At 36.0% G+C, this 10,270-nt stretch carries 8 protein-coding genes; 3 read left to right on the top strand and 5 right to left on the bottom strand.

What is annotated here, in order from left to right; all coding sequences use genetic code 11:
- The 4 genes from ABWO41_RS10850 to ABWO41_RS10835 form a co-directional block, all read right to left on the bottom strand.
- The coding region (locus tag ABWO41_RS10850; protein WP_353137582.1) for a RagB/SusD family nutrient uptake outer membrane protein at nt 1–1,042 on the bottom strand (1,042 nt) is incomplete at its 3' end.
- A gap of 12 nt (nt 1,043–1,054) precedes the next feature.
- On the bottom strand, nt 1,055–4,456 hold the full coding sequence (locus ABWO41_RS10845) for a SusC/RagA family TonB-linked outer membrane protein (RefSeq protein WP_353137580.1): 3,402 nt from the start codon (nt 4,454–4,456) through the stop codon (nt 1,055–1,057).
- A gap of 160 nt (nt 4,457–4,616) precedes the next feature.
- Nucleotides 4,617–5,513: a FecR family protein gene (locus ABWO41_RS10840; protein WP_353137578.1), complete on the bottom strand. Its 897-nt coding sequence runs from the start codon at nt 5,511–5,513 to the stop codon at nt 4,617–4,619.
- 60 nt (nt 5,514–5,573) lie between these two features.
- Nucleotides 5,574–6,149, bottom strand: coding sequence for an RNA polymerase sigma-70 factor (locus tag ABWO41_RS10835; RefSeq protein ID WP_353137576.1), 576 nt, complete (start codon nt 6,147–6,149; stop codon nt 5,574–5,576).
- A 310-nt stretch (nt 6,150–6,459) separates the two neighbouring features.
- Between ABWO41_RS10835 and ABWO41_RS10830 the strand changes: the two genes are divergently transcribed.
- The 3 genes from ABWO41_RS10830 (at nt 6,460) to ABWO41_RS10820 (ending at nt 8,863) form a co-directional block, all read left to right on the top strand.
- A complete protein-coding gene (locus ABWO41_RS10830; RefSeq protein ID WP_353137574.1) occupies nt 6,460–7,164 on the top strand; it encodes an SIMPL domain-containing protein in 705 nt (234 codons plus the stop codon).
- Nucleotides 7,165–7,260: 96 nt separating this feature from the next.
- Nucleotides 7,261–8,307, top strand: a complete 1,047-nt coding sequence (locus ABWO41_RS10825; protein WP_353137572.1) for a hypothetical protein — start codon at nt 7,261–7,263, stop codon at nt 8,305–8,307.
- A gap of 64 nt (nt 8,308–8,371) precedes the next feature.
- Nucleotides 8,372–8,863, top strand: coding sequence for a hypothetical protein (locus ABWO41_RS10820; protein WP_353137570.1), 492 nt, complete (start codon nt 8,372–8,374; stop codon nt 8,861–8,863).
- A gap of 211 nt (nt 8,864–9,074) precedes the next feature.
- Here ABWO41_RS10820 and ABWO41_RS10815 read toward each other — a convergent pair whose 3' ends face one another.
- Nucleotides 9,075–10,160, bottom strand: coding sequence for an AI-2E family transporter (locus ABWO41_RS10815; protein WP_353137568.1), 1,086 nt, complete (start codon nt 10,158–10,160; stop codon nt 9,075–9,077).
- Nucleotides 10,161–10,270: the final 110 nt, after the last annotated feature.

The following is a 10,270-nucleotide window of genomic DNA, read 5'->3' as shown; positions in this document are numbered from 1 at the left end:
CATCTACCATTTGCTGCGTAGGCCCGGTACTACAATACCCATTAGCCAACCGGGGAGTTAATGCCCGCTCATAACCGCTTAGATTATTTAATATTCTCGAAAATATCCATTCGCTATTCCATGCGTCCAGGAATACATCTCTATAAGAGATTAATGGGCTAAAAGTTCCGCCGCTATTTTTCTTATATAGAGAAAGAATATCCATATTGATGATATCTTTGGCCGCTTTGGCTGCCCTTTCCCACTTTTGGACACTGTATTGCTGGCTAATCAAATTTTTCCCATCCAAATTTCGAAAACTGGCATATTCTGCATTACCATTAAATAATGGACTCGCCGCATAAAGCAATACCCGGCTTTTCAAAGCTAAACATGCCATTTTTGTAGCTCTTCCATAATCTAGATTTTCTTGTGTCGTAAAATGTAAAGGCAAATCCTGAGAAGCCACATCCAGTTCATTGACTATATAATCTACACATTCATCATAGCTATTTCTTGGTAAAGCCAATAGAGCATCACCAGGGTTGAGGTCACCTGGGATTGTCTCTTCTCCCAATATAGTAACAGGTCCCCAGGTACGTAATAGCATAAAATAGAGATAGGCTCTTACAAATCTTGCTTCGGCTTTACGAATCACAATTTTATTCTGTTCCAGTTGAGGGTTTCCATCGATGTTATTAATGTAGGTAGTTGCAGAACGGATACCTTTATAATAATCGGTGTAATAATTGTCGTAATATCCTGAAGCCGGATTCCAATTCCCAAGATTCATGAGAAAAGTATAATAGCCCGGTCGGTCGTAAGTCACATCTCCTTCATCAGACAAACCAATCCAGGGCGCACTTCCTGTTAAATAAGTTTCATCTTTAATATAGCTATATACATTAGCCAAATATTCTTCAGAAGGTTTTAATCTTTGAAATACCTGCTCTATGGTAAGCCGGTCATCTGGCACCTGGTCTAAAAATTCTTTTTGACAAGATGAAAAGAGTAAAAGGGGTAACGAGAAAAGGGTTAGTATTTTATATTTATATTTATTCATGGTGCAATACGGTTAAAAATTGAAATTTAAGCCTAAACTGTATGAAGCAATATTGGGATATCTGGCCCCTCCCGGGTATGCAGAATTACTGCCATCACCTAATTCTGCATCCCAAAGCTTGAAAGAACTAAAGGTCAATAGATTTACACCCTGGAAAAACACATCTGCATTTTGAAGGCCGAAGCGTTTTATAAATTGTTTAGGCAATTTGTAGCCTAGCTGCAACGTTTTTAACCTCAGATACCTTCCGTTTTGTATCCACCACGAACTTCTTGTGTAATTATCATTTATAGTACCACTAGAAAGACGCGGGTATAATGCGTCAGGATTAGGATTTTCTACTGTCCACCGGTCGTTAACATTGTTAAACATATTCCCTCTGCTTAAACCTTGCTGAAAAGGGATCAAGCCTTCTCCGTTTAACCAGATATCCATGTTTCCAACGCCCTGAAACAAGGTTGATATACTAAAAGCCTTATAACCAATCGTAAAACCAAAACCATAAACAATTTCAGGCACCTGACCATACCCAATAGGCGCATAATCATAAGAATTGATTACACCGTCTCCATTTAAATCTTTGAATTTTAAATCTCCCGGTCTTACATCTCCGGATTGTAATGGACTATTGGCAATTTCTTCGTTACTTTCAAAAAAACCTAATGCTATATAACCAAAGCGCTGTCCGACCTTTCTTCCCTTTGTTGCTAACCATGGATATATAGGATCTGGTTTATCGTCCTCAATAATCTTATTACGATTGAAAGTAAAATTTCCCATCAGCTGCAAGAAGAAATCTTCACTCAGTTTCTTAGAATAAGTTAGTGATCCTTCTATACCTCTGTTATCTATAATACCTACATTGCCATATGGATTATTACGCATTCCTATATATCCTGGTAAAGACGAACGCCTTAAAAAACTGCCTTCTCTATATTCTCTAAAAATATCCATCTGTATATTCAGGGCATTTTTTAATGTCCAGATATCCAACCCTAAATTGGTCTTTTCCGCAGTCTCCCAGGTTACGTCTACAGCATATTCTCCAATATCTTGTCCAACATAATTTGCTGGGCTTTTTCCAAACTGATATATAGGAGAAGACGAAGTACCTAGTTGCTCTACCGTTCCCAAATAAGCAAATCTTCTGCCTCCAATATTACTGTTTCCAACCAAACCATGAGAGAATCTGACTTTAGCTAATTGTACCTTATCTTTTAAACCTTCAAAAAATCTCTCCTGAGAAATTACCCATCCTAAACCTACCGAAGGAAAAAAACCGTACCTTTTACTTGGCAAAAAGTTTTCAGATCCATTGTAACCAAAATTGAATTCTGCAAAATATTTATTATCATAGGCATAAGTTGTTCTCCCTGCTACGCCTCTGAAACGAAATGGTAAAGATTCTTCTAAATTATCAGCTTGAGTATTGATCTCATCACTTTGATTATATAAAAGCATTCCTCCCACATCATGCTTACCGAAAGAACGATTATAATTAATTGCCAATTCATTATATATTGTTCTGGAACCATCCGGATTTTTAGAAAAAGATAAATATTCTGAGCCAGTACGTGTAGGCTGTAAATTTAGATTGCCTTCTGCATCACGCCCATTTGCCAACCAGGTATCCGGAACTTTAGTCCTCCTTAAACTTACATAGTTATAGGCATCGAAGGAAAACATGCCTGTCGCAGACAAGCCTTTTGTAATGAAATCCAGTTCCTGAATTACCCTTAAATTTGAAAACAATTGGTTTTTCCACTGGTTGGCATACCCAGTTTGGGTTAACAAAGCCCATGGATTTTGCACACTCGACGTAGCTGCATCAGCTATTCTTCCATCTTCGTATCTTACCGGATGCAGAATAGGCGTCATAAAAAATGCTTTCTCAAAAATATCTGAAGAATTACTACCCGGGTAATTTACATTGGCCAGATATCCCTGAATTCCTAATTTTACTGTAGTGGTTCTAAATGGCTTCACATTAAGGTTAGAAGTTAGATTATATCTTTTAAATCTAACCTGCGCATCGTATTTTGCCAGATCATCTGTCTTATACAAACCTTTTTCGTCAAAATAACTTGTTGATACATAATAAGTGGTTAAATCATTACCACCATTTATATTTAGGTTAAGCGTTCTGTTAGAACCAAAATCGTTAAAAATTTCATCGTACCAATTTACATCCGGATATAGGTAGGGATCACTTTGTGTCCTTGTTGCTTCTATAGCTTCTGCAGAATATCTGGGCTGATAACCTCTGGTAGTTAATGCTTCGTTGGATAACTCCATATAAGTTACTCCATCAACAAATTCAGGAATTTTGGTAAATCTGGTAACCGCTTCATTGTATCTTACATTAAACTTAGGTTTACCCGGAGAACCGCTTTTTGTGTTGATGATAATTACTCCATTTGCACCGCGCACACCATAAACTGCAGTCGCAGAAGCATCTTTCAAAATAGAAAAACTTTCTATATCCTCCGGGTCTACGTCAGAAAAAGATCTTGGAACACCGTCTACCAAGACCAAGGGTTTACTCATGCTGCTGCTAAAAGTAGAGATACCACGTATCCAGATATCGGCATTATCTCCACCCGGTTCTCCGCTACGCTGTACTGAAACTACTCCAGCTATCCGCCCGCCCAAAGAATTGGTTAAATTCCTAACGGGTAATTTCAAATCTGATGGCGTAATGCTAACCTGAGCTCCCACCAGACTTATTTTTTTCTGTGTTCCGTAGCCCACCACCGTTACCTGTTCCAAAAAAGAATTAGCTTCCTGCAACACCACAGTCAAAGCTGTTTTTCCTTTTACCGGTACTTCTTTATCCCTAAACCCTATATAACTGAAAATCAACACAGTGTTTTCGGACACATCTAAAATGAAATTGCCGTTGATATCTGTGCTTGTCCCCAAGGAAGGATTATCTTTATGTTTAATAGCTACACCAATTAAAGGTATTCCTAAAGAATCTTTAACAGTGCCACTTATTTTTCTTTTTCCTTGCTGAAGATTATTATAATGTTCTGCAATTCTTAGCTTCTTTATTACAATCACATTGTCTATTTCAGAAGCGGTTAAATGATACGGTTTTAACAGAGCTTCGAGAGTTTTTAGCAGATTATCATTTTCAATTTTCAGATCAACAATCTTACCTTTTTCCAATAAATTATCGGCATATGCTATTTTCATACCCGCTGTTTCGGCTATCCTTTGCAATGCCTCGGCCAGAGTGACCTGCTTTAAATTTATTGTAATATTGGTACTAGCCGCCTTTTGCCCATAGCTACTATTGCTTGCCAGAGACAATGTAGACAGACAACAAATGGTCATGTATACCAATGTGCTGAGTTTCATAATTGTTAGTGTAAAAAGTCTTACTCTATTAACAAATAGAGATTTTTTCATAATTTTAGGTTTTAAAATGTTAGACAATTAAGGATGTCAATCTTCGGATGTCGCAGTTCACAGATTGCATTCTTTTAGACATTTTTTGACCTTGCACTCCCTAGGTGCAAGGTTTTTTGTTTTTTTTCTCTATAGTTTAAGTTATCATATAGCTTGTTTTTTAATTACACCCTAAACCTTCTAAATAATACGCATCTCCTTCTTTTTTATACTGCCCTTCTACTATTTCCCCTAAAATCTTCATAATCTTATCGAGCTTCATACCCGTAAAATCAGCAGAAACCTGGCAATTCTTTAAATTTCCTGCTATCCTAATTTTATTTGGGAAATTTCTTTGAATAGTTTCTACTACGCTATATAGTGCCGTTTTATTAAATACAAGTTTTCCTTCCCGCCAGGCAGTCATATCGGACGCATTATCTACCAATCTGGACACAAGCTTTCTGTTGGCCGACCGATAAATTGCTTGTTGGTTCTTTTCAAGAAGAACTTTATTGTTATCATCTTCCACTGCTACTTTTCCACTAATTACAGTTACTTTAACTTCCTCGTCTTCGGCATAAGAGCTTATATTAAAGCTTGTGCCTAACACTGTTGTGCGAATACCTTTAGAACTAATTATAAAAGGTCTTTGCTCATCTCTTTTCACTTTAAAAAAAGCTTCTCCTTCCAATACAATTTCTCTTTTATCGTTTTCAAACCTTTTCGGATACTTTAATCTCGAATTTGCATTAACCCAAACTTTTGTACCATCACTTAACAAAAGTTCTTTGACTTCTCTAAATCCGGTATGCACTACTAAAAGTTCGCTTTGTCTAAAAATATTCCGGTTCAAAATAAAAAATCCGGCACTTAAGCATATTAATAAACAGGCAGCAGCCAGCCAACTGAAATGGATATACCTTTTTTTCATAACACGCATGCGAATCAATCGTAAGGATTTCTCCTGATCAAAATCTATATTTTCTAATGGCAGGGAATCGCTTTCTTGTTCTTTTGTTTCAAAATACTTAGATAAAAGCTTTTCCAGAGCCGAATTATTGTTCTCTCTATTCATAATGTTATATATGTATGATGCAAGAATGGGTGTTTACCCCTAAAAAAATATTTTTTTTTATTAAGGTAGGAAGTATAAAGCCACCAATATAGCCAAAAACTCCTTTGACGAGTTTTTTAAACGGCTTAGGGCGATGGTCATTTGGTTTTCTACGGTTTTCACAGAAATATTCAGCCGCTCAGCAATCTCTTTATTACTTAAATTTGATTCACGGCTTAATTTAAATATCTCCTGACATTTTTTTGGCAGCTTATTTATTGAAGAATCAAGGAGTTCTGAAAGCTCTTTAGCTATTATCTGTTGATCCGCATAATATTTTGAACAGAGTTCCAATAATACACTATCATCTATAGTTAATTTTCCAGATCTGATTGCCATAAGTGCTCTGTTCTTGATAGAGACATACAGGTAAGACTTCAGGGACCTTATTTGCAAATTCCCGCGTTTTTCCCAAAGATCTATAAAAAGCTCCTGAACCATATCCTCACAGGCTTCTTTATTCCTAAAAAGATTATATGCGGCATGGTAAAGATGAGAAGAATATTTTTTGAATATTTCACTAAAAGCGGTGTCATCACCTTGCGTTAATCCTTCTAACAACTCTTCATCCAGATTTTTATATTGGGAGTTTAACATTGGTAATAACTTATGATATCTTATTCTTTGACAAATATATTTGCCACGGTTAAAATCAAATGTAACAGAAAATTAAGTTATGATGAACCTATTATTAACCTAAATATACAAACAGAAATAAAAAAAATCCAATCAAATATTTTAGTTTGACCTTTTTTCTTACTTATTAACCGTATAAGCTGGAAATTGATTATCAACATATTGATAAAACAAAAAACAGCTCTTCAGTCTTTTATATAAAAAATTTAAAATAATTTATGGAATTCCCTAGCTTACGACATCTTAGAGAAAAACATAAATAAGAAACATTATGAAAAAGTTAATAATCGCAGCTATTATAGCATGTACAAGTTTAAGTGCCATGAGTCAAACAGCAGATTTGAGAAAAAAAATCGAAGTTAATGGAAGTGCGGAAACTGAAATTACTCCAGACGAAATCTATATTGCTATTTCTTTGAAGGAGTATTTTAAAGACAATAACAACAAAAAAAGGGTAAGTATCACAGAGTTAGAAAAAGAGCTTCAGGCTGCCGTTGTTAAAGCTGGTATTCCGAAAGAAGACTTAATGATTAATAATGTCTCTGGTTATACAGATTATTGGAATAAAAAGAAAGACCCTAACTTTTTAGCGAGCAAACAATACAAACTAAAAGTAAAAGATCTGAACAGTTTCAACCAAATCATCGCTGCTATAGATCCTAAAGGTATTGCTTCTACTTATGTAGAGAGTTATAATCACTCAAAAATTGCACAGTTAAAAAACGATTTAAGAGTGAAAGCTTTGCTTAATGCGAAAGAAAAAGCAACTGCATTGGCGAATGCTCTTGGAGATAAATTAGGAAGTGCATTACTCATTCAAGACCATAATACAGATTATAACGTACAACCTGTTTATAGAAACTATGCCATGATGACGAAAGCTGAAGTAGCTTCTGATAGTATGGAGCCCGCTGAAATAGATTTCAAAAAAATAAAACTTCAATATACGGTAAATGTAACTTTCGAGATTAAGTAAACTCTCGAATGGAGCTGAAAAATCCCCGGTCTAAAGGCTGGGGATTTTTTGTTTTTGGTATTTATTGTTGGGAAACCGTACTTTTAAACTTCGTATATGGTACTTGAAGACAGAAAAGACGTTCCCTCAAAAAAGAAACTGAATTATCCGGTTAATGAAACCCTCCGAAAGTATTTGTTGAAATACGACCGTGAGGTAAGACTTCCTGTAATGTATAGCGATATGCTGCGTTTTAACTTGTCTGTCCCATTATTAGATAATGAGGGTGTCGACACACTTTGGCATACAGTATATTATGACGAATCGGAAATGAAAGATCTTTTTCCCGGACTGGAATATATCTATGCTTTATTACACGCATCTGGACGTATGGAGGTTATGGAACATCTTTCTGTAGCCCGAATAGATTACTGTTCATTTGGAAATTCGAAACCTTTTAGAGTACGTATAATTAATAGATTCAACGACAATTACGATCATTTTTACGTTAAAGTTGCTGATGCTTCCCGTGTTTACGGACTGGAATTGGAACACATCCTGTCTCCTAACAGAATCAACTATCTTACAGACGGCAACACACTTATTGAAGAGCATATAGCCGGAATGCCGGGAGATGTATTTATAAGACAGGCTGTTAAAGACTCTGTTTTTAACAAAACAAGGATCTGCAAAGAATTCGTAAAGTTCAACGAGAGGTGCTTTGTTCGTCTTTTAGGGGATATGCGGTCTTATAATTACGTAGTAGATATTACACCGGATATAGAAGGTAACCAATATCGCTTAAGGGCCATAGACTTTGATCAGCAATCTTACGAAGGCAGATTAAAATTTTATCTTCCCCATTTCTTTAAGGAAAACAACAAACTGGTTTTTATGGGAATTGGGTTAATAAGCGAAGCATCTATGCTGCAATATCAACAGGAGGAAAGGCATATTATCAGGCACAGGGCCAGAGCAGGACAAAAAAGACTAAAAGAAATATTTCATATCATGTCTGCAGAGAAATTGGCTCCGGAAGATAAAATTATCAGTTTAGGAAAAGAACTCGCTGCCTACCACCAAAATCAGTTATTCACAAAAATACGCTCTATGGGCGGTCTGGTTAAAGAACATCTCTTCGCCTGCATCTTTCATAGCAAATAAAATTAACGTCTGTAAAATCAAAAGGCAATTTCGAACGTTATAGCTACAGAACAATATCATATTTATGAAAAAATTATCTTTTATAGTTCTTGCTTTCGCAGCAATTACGCTTTTATTTACAGCATGTGCATCACGTCGCGGGACAAACACTATGGTTACATCTACATCTAAGGGAGACCTCACCGGAACGTGGATTGTGTCTGATATTAAATTAGAAGGTTTTCCTGAAGGTTATCAAATTAAAAATGCATTCAATATGGCTCCGTATGAGTCCTTCATTGGAAGTACCTGGCGCTTATATGGAAGCTATAAAGGCTCGATCACCTTAAGTAACGGTACTATGGAAAATATATATTGGGATTTGATTAATGATGGAGCAAAACCTGTTTTCCAATTTAAAACAGTACCCGATGGAACTAAGGCCAGAGATATCAGAGAAGGATACCATTTAGACATCAATTGGATAGATGCTAACCATTTAAGTCTGCGTTCCCCTTTTTCAATAGAAAATGGTAATGCTGCCAATATTGTGTATAATTTGGAAAAACAGAAGTAAACACCTGCCATAAGGCTTTAAAAGAAGAGGCTGTCCGAGAAGGAAACCTATTTGTCTACAAATTGACATTCAGGATGATAGATACTTTTCAGACAGTCTCTTAAAACACTTTTCAAACTGTCACAAAACATTTATTAATATTGCTTTTATTCTGTTCTTCATAACAAAATGCTGGTTATGCAAACACATAAAACCTTTAACAACCAATTGGTTAAGATTTTTTAGAGCGTAATCCTTTCATTTTCTCTTTCAGTCCTTTCCTTGATTTTTTATCTGTACCTATCAGATAACCGTACGGTTGTAAAGAAGGAACATTATCACAAATAATTTTAACTATACCTAATAAAGGAATTGCTAAAATCATTCCGCCTATACCCCATATCTGTTCTCCCGCAACCAGAGCTGCAATAGTAAAGAGTGGATTAATATTAACCTGGTCACCAACAACCAGAGGCTCTATCAGATAAGTTTGCACAAATTGAACTATCAGATACACTCCAATTACACTCAGAATTTTATCATTACTGCCCTGAGCTACTACTGCTAAAACAGTAATTGCAGTGCCCGTAATATTTCCTACAAAAGGGACTATTTCCAGAGTCCCACAGATTACAGCAAAAAAAATTGCATTTTCTACGCCAACTAAAAAAAAACCAATACTGTACAATACCCATAACAATACAATCATTGCAGACAATCCTCCCAGGTATTGTTGCGAGACTTCTGTACACTGTTTCAGAATTTCCTCCGACCGCCCACTATCTCTCTTTGGTACAACCCTTAGTATAAAATTTTTAATTCTCTGTCTCAAAAATAAAAAAAGATACATGTAAACAATCACCAATATACTGCTCACCAATATGTCTACTGTACCAGAGGCAAATTTAAAGAGCATCCCCCCGGTGTTGGTCTCTCCACTCTGGCTTTGTTCTTTAATCATTTGCTCTTGTTTTCCCGAAGAAATTCCTATTTTTTGATCAACCCAATCTTTCAAGCTTTGAAATGCTGAAGTCAGGTGCCGTTTCATCTCGTCAATATTATCGGTAAAATCCTTCAGTTGCCAGGTAAGTAAAATAAATAAAACCGATACCGAAAGTATAAATAACATAACAGCAAATAAACTCGACAAGCCTCTGTTTACTCCCCGCCGTTCTATACGATTGCACATTTTAACAAATAGCATAGACAATATACCTGCCAATGCCAGTGGCACTAAAAACTCCCGGGCCAGGTACAGTGTACAAATACTGAGGCTAACAAATAACAATAAGTAAACGGCATACTGTAATCTTTCCATAATACATCAACAACAAAAGCAGTTAAAGTGTTATAAATATTTTGAAGGCATTGATAAGGCCATAAAATTACACTCCCCTTAATAACGTCATCTAAACCTCGGTCCTGTTT

It is taken from the genome of Pseudopedobacter sp. (assembly GCF_040392825.1).
Lineage (GTDB): Bacteria > Bacteroidota > Bacteroidia > Sphingobacteriales > Sphingobacteriaceae > Pseudopedobacter.
Note: the sequence above shows the minus strand (reverse complement) of the source record. Positions and strands in the feature narration are given on the sequence as shown.